Below are 21311 nucleotides of genomic sequence, written 5' to 3'. Positions count from 1 at the left end.
GCTCTCAGTCACAACTCTTGACGCCGCATTCGCCCGTCGGGACAGTGGTGCACCACCCCCACACACCCCCCACGCAACCGCGCAGGAGACCTTCCGTGATATCGCGTCGAACGTTCCTGACCACCGCAGCCGGCGCCGCGGGCGCCCTCACCTACCCCGTCTGGGGCAGCGCTCTGAGTCCCGGCGCCCGGGCGGGCGGCAAGGCCGCGCCCGCCACCTGCGAGCTGGCCCTCGCGAACAAGTCGCTCCCCGGCCAGGTCCGCGCCTACGTCACCGGCCACGAGCAGGGAACCGACCGCTGGGTGCTGCTCAGGCCGGACGGCGGCGTCTACCGCCCCGACTCCCCCTCGGCGCCCCGGACCCCGCTGCCCGTCGACTGCGCCATCCCCCTCGGCGCCGCAGGCTCCGCCCCCAAGGTCCTGACGCTGCCTCAGATGTACGGCGCCCGTGTCTACTTCGTACGCGACGACAAGCTGGACTTCTTCCTCAATCCCGGCCCCGCCCTGGTCGAGCCCGCCTTCGCCACCCGCGATGACCCCAACTACGGCCGCACGTGGTCGTTCTGCGAGTTCACCTTCAACTCCCAGCAGCTCTACGCCAACATCAGCTACGTCGACCTGGTGACCGCGCTGCCCATCGGCCTGACCCTGGAGGGCGACGGCAGACACACCGTCGCCCCGCTGCCCGACGGCGCCGTCGGCAGGATCGCCGCCGACCTCGCGGCGCAGGCGGCGAAGGACGGGCAGCCGTGGGACAAGCTGGTCATCCGCGGTGGCGGCGGGGGCGTGCTGCGGGTGATCTCGCCACAGAACCTCATGGCGCCGTACTTCGACAGGCCGGACCAGATGCCGTTCCGCGACGTATGGAACGGCTACATCGACCGGGTGTGGGACAAGTACCGCTCGACGGACCTCAGGATCGACCTGCAGGGCGGCCGGGGCGTGTTCACCGGGCGCGTCAGCGGCGGCGTACTGACGTTCAACGGCGGCCACTCCTTCACCAAGCCCACCTCGAAGGACATCTTCACCTGCAACCACGGTCCCTTCGCCAACAATCCCAACGACCCCGACGACAAGAAGGCCCTGCTCGCCCGGCTGGCGGCGGGCTTCAACCGCAGCATCATGCTCACCCACCCCGAGCAGCCGAACGGCACGTCATCGGCCGACTACTACCGGGACGCGGTGACCAATCACTGGTCACGGGTGGTGCACGCCAACTCCCCCATCGGGTACGCCTTCCCGTACGACGACGTGCGCCCCGACGGGCAGCCCGACGTGTCGGGAGCGGCGCACGACGGGAACCCGCGGCGCTTCACCGTGAGCGTCGGTTCCTGACCGCTCCCCCGGCCACGTCACGTCACGCCGAGGCCCTGCGCACCAGCGACGTCGGCAGGACCACACCGGCAGGCTCGGCGGCGGGCGCCCCGCCCGCCCTGCCCCGCAGAAGCATCCGGGCCATCAACCGCCCCATCTCCTCGATGTCCTGACGGACCGAGGTCAGCGGCGGATCGGTCTGCTCGGCCACCGGCAGCATGTCGTCGAAGCCGACCACCGCCACATCGTCCGGCACCCTCCTGCCCAGCTCGCGCAGCACCCGCAGGGCGCCGGACGCGGTCAGGTCGTTGGCGGCGAAGACCGCGTCCAACTCCGGTACTCGGTCCAGGAGTTCCCGCATCGCGCGTTCGCCGCCCGCCGGGGTGAAGTCGCCCTCGGCGATCAGCCGCGGATCCACGTCGGCCAGCACGTCGCGGAATCCGTCGAGCCGGTCGACCGCCGAGGTCTGGTCGAGGGCGCCGGTGATGTGCGCGATGCGCTCGCGGCCGAGACCGACCAGGTGGCGCACCGCCTCGCGCGCACCCCCGCGGTTGTCGCAGTCCACGTACGGCGCGCTCGGCCCTTCCGTGCTCCCCTGCGGCCAGCCGGGGCGCCCACCGAACACGGTCGGTACCCCCGCGCGCCGGATGATGCCGGGCAGCGGGTCGTCGAGGTGCAGCGAGAAGACGAGGGCGCCGTCGACATGGCCGCCCGCGAGATACCGGCCAACCCGCTCGTGATCGTCCCGCCCCTCGGTGAGCAGCAGCACCAGCTGAATGTCCTGTGATGTCAATTCCTTGCTGATGCCGCGCAGTTGGAGGCCGAAGAAGGGGTCGGCGAACACGCGCGTCTCGGGCTCGGCGATCACCACGGCGACCGCGTCGTGGCGCCGGGTGACAAGGCTGCGGGCGGCGCGATTGGGTACGTAGCCCAGTTCGTCGACCGCGTGCCGCACCTTCTCCGCGAGTACCTCCCGCACCCCGGGGTCGCCGTTGACGACACGGGAGACGGTGGCCCTGGAGACCCCGGCACGTGCGGCCACGGCCTCCAGGGTGGGGCGCGGTTCCTCGGTCACCTTCGGTCACTCCTCCCTGACGGTGTCAGGAGGCATCCTCCCGTATCACCTCCGGGGCGTGCCGACGAGGGGCGGACAGCGGGCACCCAGTCGGCGCCGAGCGCCCGCGGGGCCCTGGACCACCTGGTGGCGCGCGAGCGGGCCGCGACACCGCACACACCACAACGGCCTTCCCGGTGATCTCTCGTACTCCACGACGGAGTCGAGGATCACCGGGAAGGCCGCCCGTACTCCGCGATCACTCCGAGGTGACCCGGACGTACCGGAAGGTCCGCCGGACGATCAGCGGTTCGGCGGCGAGACCCAGCCCTTCTTCACCAACTGGTCGCAGTGCCACCTGCCGTGGGACGGGGACTCGCCCTTCTTCTTGGTGGCGGCCAGGCAGTCCGCGTAGGGGAAGGGCGGCCCGGACTTGGAGACGGCGGCGGCGCTCGCCATCGGAGCGGCCAGGCCGATGGCCACGACGGCCGTGGCCAGGGCGATGCTCATTCGACGCACAGAAGTTCACCTCTTGCTCAATACGGGACGTTTCGTGAACAGCAACGAGCCTGCCCGCCCTACGGCACGCACGGCGCCGAGACACCCCGCGAGCATCACCCAACGGGACGAACGACGCCGGCGAACGACGCCGCGGAACAAGTTCGGGAACGCCTCGGAGCCAGACTCTCAGTCGTGGCCGTGTTTCCCCGCGCCCTCCTTCGACGCGGCCGCACGGTGCGGCTCGTAGTCCGGAATCGTGCCGTCCGCCTTCTTCACCAGGAAGAGGCCCGCCATGCCCATGTCCGAGTGGCTCTGCACATGGCAGTGGTACATCCAGGCTCCGGCCCCCACGCCCTCGCCCGCGATGACCTGGAAGCCGAAGGAGTCGCCGGGACCCGTGATCTTGTCGTCGAGGATCTGGCTCGGGTCGTCGGGGCCGGTGAGCAGGCCCGTACGGTTGTCCGCCCAGCGGTGACCGTGTACGTGGAACGTGTGGTAGTACTCGCCGTGGGTGATCGAGACGAACTCCACCCGCTCGCCCACCGTGGCCTCGAAGGCAGGACTGTCGTGGCCCGCCCTGTTGTTGATCGTCATGTCGTTGAAGACGATCGTGAAGGTCTTGTCCGGCAGCAGGTCGCCCTTGCGCCGCACGATCAGCGGCCCGTAGAGCCCCTTGCGCACCCCGCCGGTGCCGTGATCGGTGCCGACCACGTGGTCGTGGTAGTGCCAGTAGCCGGCCGTGCCGGGGCGCCACGTGCCGTCCTTGCGGCGGCCCGGGGCGTGCGTGCGCCAGGTGTACGTGCGCTTGCCGCCCGGCTCGACGTGGCTGCCGGTGTGCCGCGTGCCGTCGCTGGAGATCTCGTAGTCCATGCCGTGGACGTGCAGGCTGGCGTCCACGTCCATGGCGTTCTCGAACTCGATGTGCAGGGTGTCGCCCTCGTTCAGCTCGATGAGCGGCCCGGGTATGGAGGCCTTGCCCTTCTCCAGGCCGTACCCCATCTGCCCGTCGGGGAGCTTCTCCGCGTACATCTTGATGCGCTTGACCTCGCCGCCCGCGGGCGCGGTCCGCGGTGCCCCCTCGGCGGTGCTCGCGTCCGGCGCGCCCGCGACCGACAACGATGTCACCCCCGCTGCCGCCGCCGCGCCGCCCACAAGCATTCGCCGGTTGAAACTCCGCCTGTCCACGTTCCGTCGTGCCATGACGAACCCCCGCTGCGGTAGGGAGACTGACGGGGCGTCGAAGGCCCCGGGGACGGCCACACGGTATCGGCCGGATCTTTGTTTATCCACACTCAGGACAAAGTTGGTGCTATCGCGGTGATACCTATTGGCGAGTTGCGAAAAGAGGTCTAGCTTCGTCGGCGCTGTTGCTGTGACCGACGAGGGGTGGGTGTACTCATGCGGCTCATACCGCATCAAGGACCCTTGACCGTACGAGGGTTGAGCAGAACGCGACCGGGACCGAACCGTTCGCGGCGGGCCTGGGCCGCCGCGCTGACCTCGGGAGCCCTGGTCACCGGGGCGCTCTCCGCGCAGGCCGCGTCCGCGCAGCCGTACCCGGAACCGCCGTTGACAACGATGTCCCTCCCCTCGCCGCCCGGTGGGGCCAACGTGAAGGTGCTGGTCTTCCACGGTTCGGCGGCGGGCGGCGACGAGTCCCCCGTCGTCGACGCCGGCATCGAGACCATCGAGAAGATCGGCCAATCCGGCCCGGCCGCGCAGCGATTCACCATCGAGGCGACGGACGACCCGGCCGTCTTCACCAACGAGCGCAAGCTCGGCAAGTTCAACGCCGTGGCGTTCCTGACCGGCGGCGGCGACATCCTCGACCCCGAGCAGGAGGCGGGTCTTGAGGCCTATATGGAGGCCGGCGGCGGCTTCCTCGGCATCCACGACGCGGCCCGCGCCGAGCCGTACTCGAACTGGTTCACCGGACTCGTCGGCGCCCGGCCGTCGGACGCGGGACCGACGAACGTGCAGCGGGCGACCGTCGAGGTGGGCGACCGGGAGAATCCGGCCACCAAGGACCTGCCGCTCCAGTGGAAGCGCCCCGACCGGTGGCTGAACTGGACGAAGAACCCCTCCGGCGACGTGCACACGGTCGCCCGCGTACGGGAGTCGACGTACCAGCCCGGCACCGGCAAGAACGGCGCGGACCACCCGGTGTCCTGGTGCCGCGACTACGACGGCGGCCGCTCCTTCTACACGGGCATGGGCGGCACCGCGGCCTCCTACGACGAGGCGGACTTCCGCAGCCATCTGCGGGGCGCCCTGCTCTGGACCACCCGCCTCGCGCGCGCCGACTGCAAGGCGACGATCAACGCCAACTACAAGGCGGAGCGCCTCACCCAGCCCAACCAGCCGGGCAGGAACGACCAGATCGGCGAGCCGCACGGGCTGGTCACCGCGCCCGACGGCAAGGTCCTCTACATCGGCCGCGGCGGCGCCGACTCCTCGCAGCCGGTCGTCACCGACTGGAACAGTCCGGACGTCGGCAAGGGCACGGGCGAGATCCACGTCTACGACCCGAAGACCAAGAAGTCGACGCTCGCGGGCGCGCTGACCGTCTTCGGCAACAAGGGCGGCGGCGATGAGCTGACCAAGGTCGAGGAGGGCCTGCTCGGCATCGAGCTCGACCCGAAGTTCGAGCAGAACGGCTGGGTGTACCTGCACTACACCCCGCACTCCAGGATCAACCGCGAGACGCACATGGCCGAGCGCTACGTCTCCCGCTTCACGCTCGACCGGAGCACGGACAAGCTGGCCATGGACAGCGAGAAGGTGCTGCTCAAGTGGCCGGTGCAGATCCACAGTTGCTGCCACGCGGGCGGTGGGATGGCCTGGGACTCCAAGAACAACCTGTACATCGCGACCGGTGACAACAACTCCTCCGGATTCAGCGACGGCTACTCGGGCAACAACCCGCAGCCGAACTTCAAGGGCGTCTCCTTCGCCGACGCGCGCCGCACCGCGGGCAACACCAACAACCTCAACGGCAAGATCCTGCGCATCCACCCCGAGCCCGACGGGACGTACACGCTCCCCGAAGGGAACCTCTTCACCGGCAAGGAGCAGGACGAGGGCGGCGGCAAGACGCGCGGCGAGATCTACGTGATGGGCGTCAGGAACCCGGCGCGCATCAGCATCGACAAGAAGACGGACACGCTGTACGCGGGCTGGGTCGGCCCGGACGCCGGTGCGCCGTCGACGACCTGGGGCCCGGCGAAGTACGACACGTTCGCCGCGATCACCCACGCCTCCAACCGCGGCTGGCCGTACTGCATGGGCAACAACCAGCCCTACCGCGACCGCAATCTGCCGGACCCGACGAAGCCGCTCGGCTGGTACGACTGCGAGAACCTCAAGAACGAGTCGCCCAACAACGACGGCCTGGTGAACATCCCGCCGGCCGAGCCGAACAACATCTGGTACTCGCCGCAGGGCGGCGGCGTCGACTACCCGCGCGACGCGAAGGGCGTGCCGAGCTACAGGACGGAGGAGCAGAAGATCCTCCTGCCGTGGCTCAAGGGCGGCGGCCAGGCGACCATGAACGGCCCGGTCTACCGCTACGACGCGGCCAACGCCGGCGCCGACAAGTGGCCCTCGTACTGGGACGGCAAGTGGTTCGTCGGTGACTTCTACGACGCCGACCAGCCGCGGCACGCGGTGCTCATGGACCCGAAGACGGCCGGCAGCGGCGGCCTGCCCGTGCACGCCGAATCGCTGAAGAAGATCATTCCGATCGGCAACGACGGCATCAAGAACCTCATGGACTGGAAGTTCGCGCCGGACGGCTCGCTGTACGTCCTCGACTACGGCAGGGGCTTCTTCACCTCGGACGCCAAGTCGGCGCTGTGGCGCGTGACGTACAAGGGCGGCGCGGCGACCCCGGCCGCCGACGACCTGGCGAGGAAGGCGGGATGATGCGTTCCCACACGACGAGGTCCCGGCGCGGGCGGAGACTGTACACAGCGCTGTTCGCCTCGCTCCTGATGGTGCTCGGCCTGACGTCGACGGCGGCCGTGGCGCGCCCCGACGACACCGCTCCGGCCGCGGCGCAGACCCTCACCTGGACCGCCGACAACGACATCGCCAAGTACCGGTCGGCGCCCACCACGGCGGTGGCGGGCCCGGCGACGATCGTCTTCGAGAACAGCGAGGCGACCGGCAACACGACGGGCATGCCGCACACGCTGACGTTCGACACCTCCGACCCGGAGTACAACAACGATGTCACGCTGAACATCCTGGCCAACCCCAATGACGACCAGGGCGGCAAGCACACCGCCGAGGTGACACTCACCCCGGGCCGCTACCGCTACCACTGCACCATCCCCGGCCACGGCTCGATGCAGGGAATCCTGGTCGTGACCGAGGGCGGCGGCCAGGACACCACGGCTCCGGAGACCTCGGCGAAGGTCGAGGGAGCCACCAACTCCGATGGCGCGTACGTCGGTTCGGCGGCCGTCGCGGTGACCGCGACGGACGAGGGCTCGGGCGTCGACAGGATCGAGTACGCCCTCGGGGCGGACGGCGCCTGGCAGCCGTACACCGCGCCGGTCGTCGTCGACCGGGTCGGCACGCACAAGGTCCGCTACCGGGCCACCGACAAGGCGGGCAACGTCTCGGCGGAGAAGTCCGTGGACTTCACGGTCGTCGCGCCGCCGACGGACGACAGGACGCCGCCGGAGACGTCCACCACGGTGACCGGTGAGAAGAACGACCAGGGTCAGTACATCGGGATGGCGACGGTCACGGTGACCGCGTCGGACACCGGTTCCGGCGTCAACAAGATCGAGTACGCGATCGGCGACGGCGCCTGGACCGCGTACACCGCGCCGGTCATGGTGCACGAGACGGGCGCCCACAAGGTCCGCTACCGCGCCGCCGACAAGGCCGGCAACCAGGCGGCCGAGAAGTCCGTCGAGTTCACGGTGGTCGCACCGCCCGTGCAGGACAAGACGCCTCCGGAGACCTCGGCGAAGGTCGAGGGCGAAAGGAACTCGGACGGCGCCTACCTCGGCAGGGCCAAGGTGACGGTCACCACCACGGACGCCGACTCGGGCGTCGACAAGGTGGAGTACTCACTCGACGGCGGCCCCTACCTCGCGTACGGGGCGCCGGTCGTCGTCGACCGCGCGGGGCGCCACAGCGTGGCGTACCGGGCGAGCGACAAGGCGGGCAACACCGCCGGGGCCAGGACGGTCTCCTTCACCGTCACCGACGGGGGCGGCGTGCCCGCGCCCAACTGCCCCGAGTTCGACGAACGGCTGACGGTCTTCGTGGGCACGGTCGACACCGGCATCCCGAACCGGGTCACCAACAACCGTTGCCGGGTCGGCGAGCTGATCGAGGACGAGAAGGAGTGGACGTCGCAGGCGCTCTTCCTCAAGCACGTCAAGAGCGTGACGGACAAGCTCCTCAGGGCGGGTGAGATCGACCAGCGCGAGTACAACAAGATCAACCGCGCCGCCAAGCAGTCCGGCATCGGCAAGCCCGGCCAGACGGAGGGCTACCGCAAGATCTTCGACGGCACCCAGGCCTCCCTGAACAAGTGGGAGCAGGTCGGCGGCGGCAAGTTCGGCCTGAACCCCGACGGCTCGATCACCAGCAGCACCACCGTCGAGGGCATGGGCATGCTCTGGTACCCCCAGCGCAAGTACGGCGACTTCTCGCTGAAGCTCCAGTGGCGGGACGACGCGCCGGGCAACGGCAACGCCAACGGCGGTGTGTTCGTGCGCTTCCCGCAGGTCCACGACCACCCGGAGGAATCGCGTCCGGAGTGGGTCGCCATCAAGTACGGGCACGAGATCCAGGCGCTCGACAAGCCTGACGGCGACATGTACAAGACGGGGTCGGTCTACGGCTTCGACCGGGTGGGTCTCGCCGGCGCGGGCGTCACCCCGAAGGGCACCTGGAACGACTACGAGATCCGCGTGGTGGACCAGCACTACTCGGTCTACCGCAACGGCACCCTGATCAACGAGTTCGACAACACGGGCGGCCAGGCCTTCACGCCCCCGCGCGCCGACGACCCGGGCACGGACGGGCGGCGGTACTCGTCCGGCTACCTCGGGCTCCAGGTGCACGGGGTCACCGATGTGATCTCGTACCGGGACGTGCGGATCAAGGAGCTGTAGGGGATCTCTGGTCCAGTCCCCGGGCCGGGCCGGGCGGAGCGCACCGGGTCAGTCCCCGCGCTTCGCCCGGCTCGGCTGTACCCGCTTCGGCTCGCCCGGCATCTTCGGGTACTCCGGGGGGTACGGCAGGTCGCCGAGCCCATGGTCCTTCTCGTCCTTGGTGGCCAGTTCGAGGAGTGCCTCCAGGGAGTACGCCCGTTCGTCCATGGCCGCGTGGACGTCGCCGACCTCGGCGAAGCGGGTCGGCATGGTCGCGAGGTCGAACTCCTCCGGGGCCGCGTCGTCCACCTCGTCCCAGCGCAGCGGTGCCGAGACGGGGGCGTGCGGGCGGGCGCGTACCGAGTAGGCGGAGGCGATCGTGCGGTCCCGGGCGGTCTGGTTGTAGTCCACGAAGATCTTGGCACCGCGCTCCTCCTTCCACCACGCCGTGGTGACCGCGCCCGGCATCCGCCGTTCGAGCTCCCGCCCGCAGGCGATCGCGGCCCGCCGCACCTGGGTGAAGGTCCAGCGCGGCTCGATGGGCACGAAGACGTGCAGGCCACGGCCGCCGGAGGTCTTGGGCCAGCCCACCAGGCCGCCGAACTCGTCCAGTACGGCACGGAGTTCGTGCGCGGCCCGCACCGCGTCCGCGTAGTCCGTGCCGGGCTGCGGGTCGAGGTCGATGCGGAGCTCGTCGGGGTGGTCGAGGTCGTCGCGCCGCACCGGCCAGGGGTGAAAGGTGAGGGTGTTGTACTGGGCGGCCCAGATGACGGCGGCCAGCTCCGTGGGGCACATCTCGTCGGCGGTGCGGCCACTGGGGAAGACGATGGTGGCGGTGGGGATCCAGTCGGGATGGTTCTTCGGGACGCGCTTCTGGTAGAAGAACTCACCGGCCGCCCCGTCCGGATAGCGCTGCAGCGTGGTGGGGCGGTTCCTGAGCGCGCGCAGGATGCCGGGTCCGACGGCCACGAAGTACCGGGCGAGGTCCAGCTTGGTGAACCCCCGCTCGGGAAAGACGACCCGGTCCGGACTGGAGAGCCGCACCTCCCGCTCCCCCGTGTCGATCTGCACGGCCGCGCTCTTGCCGTTGGCTGCACCCATGCGAGCCAGGCTAGGCGGGTCGGGCATTTGCCGCACACCGGGCGATACGCCGCAGCACGGAGCAGAATCGAGCCATGGACCTGCCGGTGATGCCGCCCGTGAAGCCCATGCTCGCCAAGCCCGTGGCGAAGATTCCGCCGGGCATGCAGTACGAGGCGAAGTGGGACGGGTTCCGCGCGATCGTCTTCCGCGACGGCGAGGAGGTCGAGATCGGCAGCCGCACCGGGAAGCCGCTGACCCGCTACTTTCCCGAGCTGGTGACGGCCCTGCGGGAGCGTCTGCCCAAGCGGTGCGTGGTGGACGGTGAGATCGTGATCGTCCGGGACGGGCACCTCGACTTCGACGCGCTCACCGAGCGGATCCATCCCGCCGCCTCCCGGGTGACGACGCTGGCCGACCGCACGCCCGCCTCGTTCGTGGCGTTCGACCTCCTCGCCCTCGCGGACGAGGCGCTGCTCGACGTCGGCCTGGCCGACCGGCGCACCCTCCTCGTACAGGCGCTTTCCGGCGTCACGCCACCCGTCCATCTGGCACCGGCGACCACGGACCCCGAGACGGCGCAGGTGTGGTTCGAGCAGTTCGAGGGGGCGGGACTCGACGGTGTCATCGCCAAGCCGCTGGACCTGCGCTACCGCCAGAACGAACGCCTGATGTTCAAGATCAAGCATGAGCGCACCGCGGACTGCGTGGTCGCGGGCTACCGCTTCCACAAGAGCGGCCCCGTCGTCGGTTCGCTGCTGCTCGGCCTGTACGACGACGAGGGCGCCCTGCAGCACGTGGGCGTGTGCGCGGCGTTCTCGATGAAGCGCCGCGCCGAACTCGTCGACGAGCTGGAGCCGCTGCGGATGGAGTCCGCGGCCGGGCACCCGTGGGCCGCCTGGACGGACGAGACGGCCCACGAGACGGCCCGCATGCCCGGCGCCCCGAGCCGCTGGTCGGGCAAGAAGGACCTCTCCTGGATGCCGTTGCGCCCGGAGCGGGTCTGCGAGGTGGCGTACGACCATATGGAGGGCGGGCGCCGCTTCCGGCACACGGCCGCGTTTCGCCGGTGGCGCGACGACCGGACCCCGGAGAGCTGCACGTACGCCCAGTTGGAGCAGCCGGTCCGCAACCCTCTGGCGGACGTGTTCGGGTCCGGTGGCTGAGCGGCGTACCCGGGGGCTCGATGTCGGGGCCGGTGGCTGAGCGGCGTACCCGGGGCCTCGGTTTCGGCGGGTGAGCGGCGGGCGTGGGACGTCCGCACCTTCGCCTCGCGCACCCCTGGCCCCCACACACGCCCCGCCCGCCCCCGCAAGCACCGCAATCGCGCCAATGTTCGGCCGGGCCCCCGCGCACCTTCCACCCCACCGGCCGTCACCGTAGGCTCCTGCGCCTGACACGTCAGTTACCGACGGTAATGGGGGCGGACATGGGGCGGGACATGCGGCGGCGGGGCACGGAGCGCGGGGAAGCCGAGGGGAGTACGCGGCGGCGGTTCGTCGCGGGGGCCGCGGCGGTCGGCGGGGCGGCGGCGCTGGGAGCGGGGGCGCTGCCCGCCGCGGCGGCCGTACCGGGCGCCGCGGGCGCAGCGGACGCGCCGCGGGCGAAGCCCTCCGTCGCGGTGCTCGGCGGCGGTGTCGCGGGGCTGACCGCCGCCCATGAACTGGCCGAGCGCGGCTTCGCCGTCACCGTCTATGAACGCCGGGCGCTCGGCGGCAAGGCCCGCAGCATGGATGTACCGGACAGCGCGAGAGGCGGCAGGAAGCCGCTGCCCGGCGAGCACGGCTTCCGCTTCATCCCGGGCATCTACCACAACCTCCCGGACACGATGCGCCGCATTCCCTTCCCCGGGAACGCCAACGGCGTCTGGGACAACCTCGTCGCCCCGCGCGAGATGATGTTCGCCCGCACCGGCCGCGAGGACATCCGGATGCCGATCCCCTGGCCGGGCAGCGAGCCGGAGAAGCTCACGCTCGACGACATCCGGCGGGCGCTCGCCGCGCTGCTCGACACCGCGTTCAACCTGCCGGCCCACGAGGCCGCGTACTTCGTCAACCGCGCCCTGGTCTTCCTCACCAGCTGTGACGAGCGCCGCGAGGACGACTGGGAGTCGACGCCCTGGTGGGAGTTCACCCGCGCAGCGAAGATGTCCAAGGACTACCAGCGCATCCTCGCCATCGGCGTGACCCGGAACATCGTGGCGACGAAGGCCGAGGAGGCCAGCACCCGCACCGTCGGCACGCTCGGCGAGGCCTTCGTCCTCAACGCGCTCGGCCAGGGCGCGGACGGCCCGCCCGACCGCATCCTCAACGCACCGACCAACGAGGCGTGGATCGATCCGTGGGTATCCCATCTCCGTGCGCTGGGCGTGGAGTTCCGGATCGGCTGGAACGTGCGGGAGCTGGGCTTCGACGGTGGCCGCATCACCAAGACCGTCATCGAGGACCCCGAAGGCGTACGGCGCGACATCACCGCCGACCATTACGTCCAGGCCATGCCGGTGGAGCACGCGCGCCGCACCTGGAGCGCGCAACTCAAGGCAGCCGACCCGCAGTTGGCGCGCTGCGACAAGCTGGAGACGGACTGGATGACGGGCATCCAGTTCTACCTGACGGAGCGTCCGGCGGTCGTGAAGGGCCACTTCAACCTCATCGACTCGCCCTGGTCGCTCACCGGCATCGCGCAGGCCGGACACTGGCCCGAGCGCGACTTCCCGGCCGACTACGGCGACGGCGTCGCGGTCGACTGCCTGTCGGTGGACATCTCCGAGTGGGACAAGCCGGGGATCCTGTACGGCAAGACCGCCAAGCAGTGCACCCGCGACGAGGTCGCCAAGGAAGTGTGGGCACAGCTCAAGGCCGCCCTCAACGACACCGGGAAGACGGTCCTGAGCGACAGCAAACTGCACTCGTGGTTCCTCGACCCGGGTGTGGACGGGCTCGGCACGCCGCACCCCACCAACGAGGACCAGCTGCTCATCCACCCCGTCGGCACGTTCCACAACCGCCCGTCGGCCGCCACGAAGATCCCGAACCTCTTCCTCGCCGGTGACTACGTCTCCGTGGACATCGACCTCGCGACGATGGAGGGCGCCAACGCCGCCGCCCGCCAGGCGGTCAACGCTCTCCTTGAGCGGGCCGGTTCGGGCCAGAAGCCGTGCACGGTGACGCCGTTGTACCGGGTCCCGGAGCTGGAGATCCTCAAGCGCCACGACCGCACCCGCTACCGGCTCGGCCTGCGGAACGCCCTCGATCTCGGCTGACGCGGCCACGGCCCCGCGCAAATGGGGTAGGACTCCCGCATGAGACGGCGGACACGGACGCGGACACGTACACGGGCGGCCGGGGCGGCGGTGGCGATCGCCGTCGCCGCCCTCGTGTCCGGCTGCACGATCGAGCCCTCCGGGGCGGACGGAGACACGCCGGGGCCGGGGAGAGGCGGCGTACTCGCCGTGAAGATCGACAACGTGGGCCCGGCCCGGCCGCAGACCGGCATCGACGCGGCGGACGTCGTGTACGTCGAGCAGGTGGAGGCGGGGCTCAGCCGCCTGATGGCGGTGTTCGCGTCCCGGCTGCCGGCCGCCGTCGGTCCCGTACGCAGTGCGCGCGAGACGGATCTCGAACTCCTGCGCCAGTTCGACGACCGGCCCACGCTCGCGTTCTCCGGGGCCCAGGCCAAGCTCCTTCCGCTGATCGCGGGCGCTCCGGTGCGGGCGCTGCCGCCCGGCAAGGCGCCCGGCGACGCCTACTACCGGGGCAGCAGGCGGGTCGCGCCGCACAACCTCTTCGTACGCCCGGACGCCTTGAAGGCCGCCCCGCGCGCGGGCGCCCTGGAGAGCACCGGCTTCCGGTTCGGGCCGCGCCCGGACGGCGGCACACCGCAGACCCGGCGGACGGTCCGCTTCCCCGCGGCCCGCTTCACCTTCGACTGGGTGGAGTACGAGGGGCGTTGGCGCGTCGCGATGGACGGGCGGGCGGCACGGACGTCCGACGGCAAGGCCCTCGGGCCGTCGACGGTCGTCGTGCAGTACGTGAAGGTGCGGCCGTCCCGCTTCCACGACCGTGCGGGCAGCGTCTCGCCGTTCACCGAGACGGTCGGCGAGGGCGATGTGAGCGTGCTGCGCGACGGGCGCGCCTACAAGGGCCGGTGGAGGCGCCCGTCGGCCGAGAGCGGCACCGATTTCACGACGGCCGACGGCAAGCCGCTGCCGTTCGCGAAGGGGCAGGTGTGGGTCGTGTACGCGAAGGGGTGAGCCGCGTCAGTCCACGACGGCCGCTGTGGTCGCCGTGGTCGCCTCGACCGGTTCCACGGGGTTGCGCAGATCCTCCGTGGCGTCCGCGACCCGCTGGATCAGTTCGAGGAAGACGGACCGCTCCTCGGCGGAGAGCGGCGCGAGGAGGACCTGGTTCATCCGGGCGGTCCGCACGGTCAGCCTGCGGTGCGTGCGCAGGCCGTCGTCGGTGAGGCTCAGCAGGAAGCGGCGGCCGTCCCGCGGGTCGCGGACCTTGTCGAGCAGTCCGCGGCGGATCAGCCGGGCGACGACCTCCGCGATGGTGGACCGGTCGAGGCCCACCCGCTGCCCCACGGTGCGCTGGTCGAGGCCGGGTTCGGCGACCAGGGCGTTGAGGACGGCGTACTGCGGCGAAGTGATCTCCTCGGACACCATCGCGTTCCACAGGAGGTGGTGCGCCTGCTGCAGCCGCCGGGCCAGATGCCCGGGGTGAGTGGCGAGGTCCACCGCGGCCATGAGTTCCTCCGCTCCGCCGGATTGGGTCCCCGACTGATTTCGCAGGTGCCCGGTCCGCAGCTGCTCGGTCGTCGGACACAGTAGTCGGTGCAGTCGGGGTAGTCGGTGCACTGAACAGTACGCGTCCGGAACTCCGCACTATGCGGGTCTTGTCAGGCAGTTGGGCGTGCTCCTATCCTCGCCGGAATAGTCAGTGCCCTGATTAATCGGCGGGGCGAGAGGGGGCACACGGATGGACAAGGTGGTGGCCACGGCTGCCGACGCGGTGGCCGACGTACGGGACGGCGCGTCGGTGGCGGTCGGCGGCTTCGGCCTGAGCGGCGTGCCGAACGAACTGATACGGGCGCTGCACCGGGCCGGGGTCTCGGGCCTGGAGGTCGTGTCCAACAACTGCGGGGCGATGGACTCGGGCCTCGCGGTGCTCCTGGCGGCGGGCCGCATCGCCCGCGTGACGGGCTCCTACATCGGCGCCAACAAGGAGTTCGCGCGGCAGTACCTGGGCGGCGAACTGGAGGTCGAGATGATTCCGCAGGGCACGCTCGCCGAGCGGCTGCGGGCGGGCGGCACGGGCATCCCCGCGTTCTACACCCCCGCCGGGGTCGGCACGCAGGTCGCCGAGGGCGGGATCCCCTGGCGCTACGACGGTGAGGGCGGGGTCGCCGTCGCGTCCCCGGCCAAGGAGGTACGGGAGTTCGACGGCATCCCGTACGTCCTGGAGCGCGGTATCCGTACCGACTACGCCCTGGTGCGCGCGGCCCGCGGCGACCGGCACGGGAACCTCGTGTTCGCCAAGTCCGCCCGCAACTTCAACCCGCTCGCGGCGATGGCCGGACGCGTGACCGTCGCGGAGGTGGAGGAGCTGGTGGAGCCGGGTGCGATCGAACCGGACGCGGTGCATCTGCCGGGGATCTTCGTGCAGCGGGTGGTGGCGCTCACCCCTGAGCAGGCCGCCGACAAGGGCATCGAACGACGCACCGTCTCGACGCCTGCCCCAGTTCCTCCTGCCGCTGCGACGGCGACCGGGACGGTGGCACGCTGATGGCCTGGACCCGGGAGGAGATGGCCGCCCGCGCCGCGCGCGAACTCCGGGACGGACAGTACGTGAACCTCGGCATCGGGCTGCCCACACTGGTCCCCAACCACCTGCCACCGGGCGTGGAAGTGGTCCTCGAGTCCGAGAACGGCATCCTCGGCGTGGGCCCCTACCCCACCGAAGCGGATGTCGACCCGGATCTGATCAACGCGGGCAAGGAGACGGTGACCGTGCTGCCCGGTGCCTCCTTCTTCGACTCGGCGCTCTCCTTCGGGATGATCCGGGGCGGTCACATCGACGTCGCCGTACTGGGCGCGATGCAGGTCTCCGCGCGCGGGGACCTCGCCAACTGGGCGATCCCCGGCAAGATGATCACCGGTATCGGCGGGGCGATGGACCTCGTGCACGGCGCGCGGACGGTCGTCGTCGTCATGACGCACACCGCCAAGGACGGCACACCGAAGATCGTCGAGGAGTGCGCGTTGCCGCTCACCGGCAAGGGCTGCGTGGACCGGATCATCACCGACCTGGGTGTGCTCGACGTGACGGGCGACGGTCTTGAGCTCGTCGAGTCGGCGCCGGGTGTCTCCGCCGAGGAGATCACCGCCAGAACCGCGGCCGAAGTCCGCGTCGCCACGGGCTTCGCACCTTGAACCCGCGCCCCAACGTGAAGAGCCGAGGAGGCCCGAGAATGTCCCTCCCCACCGACACCGACACCGACACCGACCCCGTCACCGTCACCGACACCGACACCGACCCCGACCCCGACACCACCGAACCGCTGCCCGCCGGACTCAGCCAGGACGCGATGGACGCCGAGATCGCCAAGGCACAGGCGAAGGCGAAGGCCCAAGCGCGGGCACAGGCCGTGGCGGGCGGCTCGCACCATCCGCCCCGCGACTACCCGCCCTACCGCAGCAGCCATCTGCGCCACCCCAAGCGGCCGCTGATCCCGCTGCGCGACCCGGAGGCCGTGGAGCTGAGCGGGCCCGCGTTCGGTGTCACCGATGTGGGCCCGTTGGACAGCGATCTGACGCGGCAGCACCCGGGGGAGCCGCTCGGCGAGCGCATCACCGTGAGCGGCCGGGTCCTGGACCGCAGGGGGCGGCCCGTGCGCGGCCAGCTGGTCGAGTTGTGGCAGGCCAACGCCTCGGGCCGGTACGCGCACCAGGTGGACCGGCACCCCGCGCCGCTCGACCCGAACTTCACGGGCTTCGGGCGCTGCCTCACCGACGACGACGGCGTGTACTCCTTCACCACCATCAAGCCGGGCGCCTACCCATGGCTCAACCACGTCAACGCGTGGCGGCCCGCGCACCTGCACTTCTCACTCTTCGGCACGGCGTTCGCACAACGCCTGGTGACCCAGATGTACTTCCCCGGGGACCCCCTTTTCCCGTACGACCCGGTGCTGCGCTCGGTGACCGACGCGTCGGCCAGGCAGCGCCTCGTCTGCGCCTACGACCACACCCTGTCCGTTCCCGAGTGGTCGCTCGGCCACCGCTGGGACATCGTCCTGGACGGCCCGTCCGCGACGCTCTTCGAGGAGGCCGAACCGCGCCGATGACGCACACCCCGACACCACCGCACCCCAGGGCCGCCCCCTCCACGGCGTCGTACGCCCCCACGCCCTCCCAGACCGTCGGCCCGTTCTACGGGTACGCGCTGCCCTTCCCGCGCGGCGGCGAGGTGGCGCCCGTCGGGGACCCGGACACGATCACTCTGCACGGGTACGTGCTGGACGGCGCAGGTCAGCCCGTGCCCGACGCCCTGATCGAGACGTGGCAGCCCGCGCCGGACTGTTCGCGCACGGGCGCGCCCGGGTCCCTGCGACATGATCCCGTCACGGGACGCGTCGTGGGGCGCGACGGCGTCGCGTTCACCGGGTTCGGCCGGGTCCCGACCGACGCGGACGGCCACTGGGCCGTACGGACGCTGCCACCGGGCGGCGTCTCGTACGTCTCGATCGCCGTCTTCGCGCGTGGTCTGCTTCATCATCTGTACACACGCGCGTACCTGGTGGAAGAACCCGGCGACGCGCTGCTCGCCTCGTTGGACGAGGAGCGGCGCGCGACGCTCGTCGCCCGGAGCGAGGCGCCGCGCACGTACCGGTTCGACATCCGACTGCAAGGGGCCGACGAGACGGTCTTCCTGGAATTTCCGCCGGAGGCCCCGTGAGCGGCCTGCTCTCCCCGGGGTGGGCGGGCTCCCCCGCCGCCGACGCGACGTCGGACACCGCGTTCCTCGAAGCCCTGCTGGCCGCCGAGGCCGCGCTGACCCGTGCGCAGGCCGCCGTGGGACTGGCGCCCCGGCACGCCGCGACGGCGGTGACGGCGGCCGCGGCGGACCTCGGCCGGTACGACGCGCGGGACATCGCGCTCCGCGCGCGGGAGGGCGGAAATCCGGTGATCCCGCTGGTGGCGGAGTTGACGGCGGCCGTACCGGCCGAGGCGGCTCCGTACGTCCACCGTGGCGCGACGAGTCAGGACATCCTGGATACGGCGCTGATGCTGGTGTCCGCGCGGACGCTGGAGCTGATCCTCGCCGACCTGGGGCGCACGGAGCGGGCGTTGGCCCGCCTCGCCCGCGACCACCGGGACACGGTGATGCCGGGCCGCACGCTGACACAGCACGCGGTGCCGACGACGTTCGGCCTGAAGGCGGCGGGGTGGCGGTCGCTGGTCCTCGACGCGCGGGACCGGGTGGCGGCCGTGCGCGGCGGGCTGCCCGTGCAACTGGGGGGCGCGGCCGGGACGTTGGCTGCGTTCGGGACGTACGGGGCGGGTGGCCGCACGGGTGAGGGGCCGGTGCCGGACGCCGCGGGAGCCCTCGTCTCCGCCTTCGCTCGCGAACTGGCCCTGCAGGCGCCCCCGTTGCCCTGGCACACGCTCCGCACCCCGGTCACCGACCTCGGCTCCGCCCTCGCCTTCACCGTCGGCGCCCTCGGCAAGACCGCGGCCGATGTGCTCGTCCTCTCCCGCACCGAGACCGCGGAGGTCTCCGAGGGCTCGGGCGGGGGCTCGTCCGCCATGCCGCACAAGGCCAATCCCGTGCGCGCGACGCTCATCGCCGCCGCCGCGCGCCGCGCGCCCGCCCTCGCGTCGATCCTGTACGGCTCGCTGGCCGCCGAGGACGAGCGGCCCGCCGGTGCCTGGCACGCCGAATGGGAGCCGCTGCGCGACCTGCTGCGGCTGGCGGGCGGCGCAGCCCGGGACGCGGCCGAGCTCGCCGAGGGCCTGCGTGTGCATCCGGAGGTGATGCGTGAACACCTGGGACTGACCGGCGGGTTGATCGTCTCCGAGCGGCTGGCCGCCGAGCTCGCGCCACCGCTCGGCCGTGCCCGCGCCAAGGAGCTGCTGACCCGGGCGGCCCGCCGGACTCACGCCGAGGGCCGGACGCTCGCGGAGGTCCTCAGGGAACTCCTCGCCGACGAGCCATCCTTGGAGAACGTCGATCTCACCGAGATGACCGACCGCCTCACCGACCCCACCCAGTACACCGGTTACGCCGGTGTCCTGACCGACCGCGCGCTGGAGCGACCTTGACCACCGCACCGAGCGGCAGGCTGCCGCACCACACCGTCGAGGGCGCCACCACCGCTCCCCCGCTCCTCCTCGGCCCGTCCCTGGGCACCTCCCTGTCCCTGTGGGACGCCGTCGTGCCCGAACTGCGCGGCGCCCACCGCGTCGTGCGCTGGGACCTCCCCGGCCACGGCGGCTCCCCCGCCGACCTGATCGGCCCCGGCGCGACCGTCGCCGAACTGGCGGACCTCGTCCTGACCCTCGCCGACTCACTCGGCATCGACCGCTTCGCGTACGCCGGGGTCTCGCTCGGCGGCGCCGTGGGCCTGGAGTTGGCGGCCCGGCATCCCGAGCGGCTTGCGAGCCTCGCCGTGATCTGCTCCTCGGCCCACTTCGGCGGCGCAGGACCGTGGCGGGAGCGGGCCGCGCTGGTGCGCCGCGAGGGTCTGGCTGGGCTCGCGGAGTCGGCTCCGCAGCGCTGGTTCACGCCCGGTTTCACGGTGCCCGCGCTGGTCGCGGACCACCGGGCGGTCGATCCCGGGGCGTACGCCGCGTGCTGCGACGCCCTGGCCGCGTACGACATGCGGGACGTGCTGGCGTCGATCGAGGTGCCGACGCTGGTCGTCGCCGGGCGCGAGGACCCGGCGACACCGCCCGCTCACGCGCGGGAGATCGTCGACGCCGTGCCGGGCGCGGCCCTCGTGGAGTTGGCGGGCGCCTCCCACCTGGCGCCCGCCGAACGCCCCGAGGCCGTGGCGACCGCGCTGCGCTCCCACTTCGCCGACGACGCACCGAGGAGCGGCACGGCCGTGCGGCGTGCGGTGCTCGGGGACGCCCATGTCGACCGCGCCCAGGCGAACACGACGGCGTTCACGGCGCGCTTCCAGGAGTTCATCTCCCGCTACGCGTGGGGCGAGATCTGGACCGACCCCACGCTGGCACGCCGCGAACGCAGCATGATCACGATGACCGCACTGGTCGCCCACGGCCACCTCGACGAACTCGCCCTGCACGTCCGCGCCGCCCGCAGGATCGGGCTCACGCCGCAGGAGATCGGCGCGGTTCTGCTGCAGACGGCGGTGTACTGCGGGGTGCCCGCGGCCAACTCGGCGTTCGCGGTGGCGCAGCGGGTGCTGGCGGAGGAGGGCGACGAGGGTTCAGAGACGGACTCTAAAGCCCGGCGCGTTCCATGAAGAGGGACCGCAGGTGTGCCAGGCCGCGTTCGGCCAGGGGGCGCAGTGCCGGGGCGACGGTGCGGGCGTCGGCGCGGAGGCGGGCCGCGGCTCCGGGGCCGAGGGCCTCGGCCGCCTCCGTGGCGAAGGACGGTTCGGCGAGCCAGTCGTCCAGGAGCTCCGGGGTGACCTCCAGGTGGAACTGGAGGCCCCAGGCCACCGGTCCGGCCCGGAAGGCCTGGCACTCGGTCGTGGCGGTGCGGGCGAGCACACGGGTCCCGGCGGCGGGCACGATGCGGTCGCCGTGCCAGTGGAGCACCGCGGGAGAGTCGGCCAGCGGGCCGACGACGGGATCGTCCCGGTCCACGTCGTGCAGCGGGGCCCAGCCGATCTCACCGGCGCGGCCGAGCTCGGCGCCCGTGCGGACGGCCAGACCCTGGGCGCGGGCGAGCAGTTGGGCACCGAGACACACGCCCAGCGTCGGAACGCCGGCCCGCAGCGCGTCGGCCAGGAGGTCCCGCTCCAGCTTGAGCGCCGGGTGGCCCGCCAGGTCGTCGGCGTTCATGGGGCCGCCCATCACGACGAGGCCCGCCAGCTCCGAGACGGACGGCAGGGCGTCCGCACAGGCATCCGGAGCGGGAGCGTCGAGCAGATTCCGTACGTCGACGTGGAGACCGCTGCCGTCCAGCGCGTCCAGGATCAGGCCGGGCTTCTCGACCTCGACGTGCTGGAGGATCAGGACGGTGCGCGCGGGCATGGCGAGGTCTCCTC

The 21311-nt window shown here is 71.5% G+C and carries 18 protein-coding genes; 12 read left to right on the top strand and 6 right to left on the bottom strand.

All coding sequences use genetic code 11. From position 1 onward, the window contains the following. Window positions 1-95 precede the first annotated feature (95 nt). Entirely contained in the window at window positions 96-1334 is a 1239-nt protein-coding gene (locus tag AC07DI_RS04395; protein WP_478902102.1) for a glycoside hydrolase family 64 protein, read from the top strand. A gap of 22 nt (window positions 1335-1356) precedes the next feature. On the opposite strand, the gene AC07DI_RS04390 is transcribed toward AC07DI_RS04395, so the two are convergent. The 3 genes from AC07DI_RS04390 to AC07DI_RS04380 form a co-directional block, all read right to left on the bottom strand. After that, window positions 1357-2388 carry a LacI family DNA-binding transcriptional regulator gene (locus AC07DI_RS04390; RefSeq protein WP_478902100.1) on the bottom strand — a complete coding sequence of 344 codons (1032 nt, stop codon included), beginning with the start codon at window positions 2386-2388 and terminating at the stop codon, window positions 1357-1359. A gap of 282 nt (window positions 2389-2670) precedes the next feature. Further along, the gene (locus tag AC07DI_RS04385) at window positions 2671-2877 is read right to left on the bottom strand and encodes a hypothetical protein (RefSeq protein WP_384247629.1); all 207 of its coding nucleotides are present in this window, start codon (window positions 2875-2877) and stop codon (window positions 2671-2673) included. Between the two features lie 177 nt (window positions 2878-3054). Further along, window positions 3055-4053: a multicopper oxidase domain-containing protein gene (locus AC07DI_RS04380; RefSeq protein ID WP_478902288.1), complete on the bottom strand. Its 999-nt coding sequence runs from the start codon at window positions 4051-4053 to the stop codon at window positions 3055-3057. A gap of 213 nt (window positions 4054-4266) precedes the next feature. Between AC07DI_RS04380 and AC07DI_RS04375 the strand changes: the two genes are divergently transcribed. Continuing rightward, window positions 4267-6792 carry a ThuA domain-containing protein gene (locus AC07DI_RS04375; protein ID WP_478902098.1) on the top strand — a complete coding sequence of 842 codons (2526 nt, stop codon included), beginning with the start codon at window positions 4267-4269 and terminating at the stop codon, window positions 6790-6792. Next, window positions 6789-9008, top strand: coding sequence for an OmpL47-type beta-barrel domain-containing protein (locus AC07DI_RS04370; protein WP_478902096.1), 2220 nt, complete (start codon window positions 6789-6791; stop codon window positions 9006-9008). Before AC07DI_RS04375 ends, AC07DI_RS04370 begins: the two co-directional genes overlap by 4 nt. A 48-nt stretch (window positions 9009-9056) precedes the next feature. Here AC07DI_RS04370 and ligD read toward each other — a convergent pair whose 3' ends face one another. Then, a complete protein-coding gene (gene ligD / locus AC07DI_RS04365; protein WP_478902095.1) occupies window positions 9057-10088 on the bottom strand; it encodes a non-homologous end-joining DNA ligase in 1032 nt (343 codons plus the stop codon). 74 nt (window positions 10089-10162) lie between these two features. Between ligD and AC07DI_RS04360 the strand changes: the two genes are divergently transcribed. From AC07DI_RS04360 to AC07DI_RS04350, 3 genes are all read left to right on the top strand, one after another. Next, window positions 10163-11233 (top strand): ATP-dependent DNA ligase, encoded by a 1071-nt coding sequence (locus AC07DI_RS04360; RefSeq protein ID WP_478902093.1) that lies wholly within the window; start codon window positions 10163-10165, stop codon window positions 11231-11233. Window positions 11234-11496: 263 nt separating this feature from the next. Continuing rightward, on the top strand, window positions 11497-13329 hold the full coding sequence (locus AC07DI_RS04355; RefSeq protein ID WP_478902091.1) for a hydroxysqualene dehydroxylase: 1833 nt from the start codon (window positions 11497-11499) through the stop codon (window positions 13327-13329). A gap of 39 nt (window positions 13330-13368) precedes the next feature. After that, complete coding sequence (locus AC07DI_RS04350; RefSeq protein ID WP_478902090.1) at window positions 13369-14319, top strand: DUF3048 domain-containing protein; 951 nt, start codon at window positions 13369-13371, stop codon at window positions 14317-14319. A gap of 6 nt (window positions 14320-14325) precedes the next feature. On the opposite strand, the gene AC07DI_RS04345 is transcribed toward AC07DI_RS04350, so the two are convergent. Further along, on the bottom strand, window positions 14326-14814 hold the full coding sequence (locus AC07DI_RS04345) for a MarR family winged helix-turn-helix transcriptional regulator (RefSeq protein ID WP_478902088.1): 489 nt from the start codon (window positions 14812-14814) through the stop codon (window positions 14326-14328). A gap of 232 nt (window positions 14815-15046) precedes the next feature. Here AC07DI_RS04345 and AC07DI_RS04340 point away from each other — a divergent pair, with 232 nt between their 5' ends. The 6 genes from AC07DI_RS04340 to pcaDC all read left to right on the top strand — a co-directional run bounded on the left by AC07DI_RS04340 (window position 15047) and on the right by pcaDC (window position 20561). Then, entirely contained in the window at window positions 15047-15853 is an 807-nt protein-coding gene (locus tag AC07DI_RS04340) for a CoA transferase subunit A (RefSeq protein ID WP_478902087.1), read from the top strand. After that, complete coding sequence (locus AC07DI_RS04335; RefSeq protein ID WP_478902086.1) at window positions 15853-16500, top strand: CoA transferase subunit B; 648 nt, start codon at window positions 15853-15855, stop codon at window positions 16498-16500. Before AC07DI_RS04340 ends, AC07DI_RS04335 begins: the two co-directional genes overlap by 1 nt. 155 nt (window positions 16501-16655) lie before the next feature. After that, on the top strand, window positions 16656-17414 hold the full coding sequence (pcaH, locus tag AC07DI_RS04330) for a protocatechuate 3,4-dioxygenase subunit beta (protein WP_478902287.1): 759 nt from the start codon (window positions 16656-16658) through the stop codon (window positions 17412-17414). Continuing rightward, on the top strand, window positions 17411-18025 hold the full coding sequence (gene pcaG / locus AC07DI_RS04325) for a protocatechuate 3,4-dioxygenase subunit alpha (RefSeq protein ID WP_478902084.1): 615 nt from the start codon (window positions 17411-17413) through the stop codon (window positions 18023-18025). The genes pcaH and pcaG overlap by 4 nt, the downstream gene beginning before the upstream one ends. After that, window positions 18022-19392 (top strand): 3-carboxy-cis,cis-muconate cycloisomerase, encoded by a 1371-nt coding sequence (pcaB, locus tag AC07DI_RS04320; RefSeq protein ID WP_478902082.1) that lies wholly within the window; start codon window positions 18022-18024, stop codon window positions 19390-19392. Before pcaG ends, pcaB begins: the two co-directional genes overlap by 4 nt. Then, window positions 19389-20561 (top strand): bifunctional 3-oxoadipate enol-lactonase/4-carboxymuconolactone decarboxylase PcaDC, encoded by a 1173-nt coding sequence (gene pcaDC / locus AC07DI_RS04315; protein ID WP_478902081.1) that lies wholly within the window; start codon window positions 19389-19391, stop codon window positions 20559-20561. Before pcaB ends, pcaDC begins: the two co-directional genes overlap by 4 nt. Here the strand turns inward: pcaDC and AC07DI_RS04310 are convergent. Then, on the bottom strand, window positions 20539-21297 hold the full coding sequence (locus AC07DI_RS04310; protein WP_478902079.1) for a type 1 glutamine amidotransferase: 759 nt from the start codon (window positions 21295-21297) through the stop codon (window positions 20539-20541). The genes pcaDC and AC07DI_RS04310 overlap by 23 nt on opposite strands. Between the last annotated feature and the right edge of the window lie 14 nt (window positions 21298-21311).

This window comes from Streptomyces sp. NPDC044106 (genome assembly GCF_056433985.1).
This window is presented reverse-complemented; position numbering and strand designations above follow the sequence as displayed.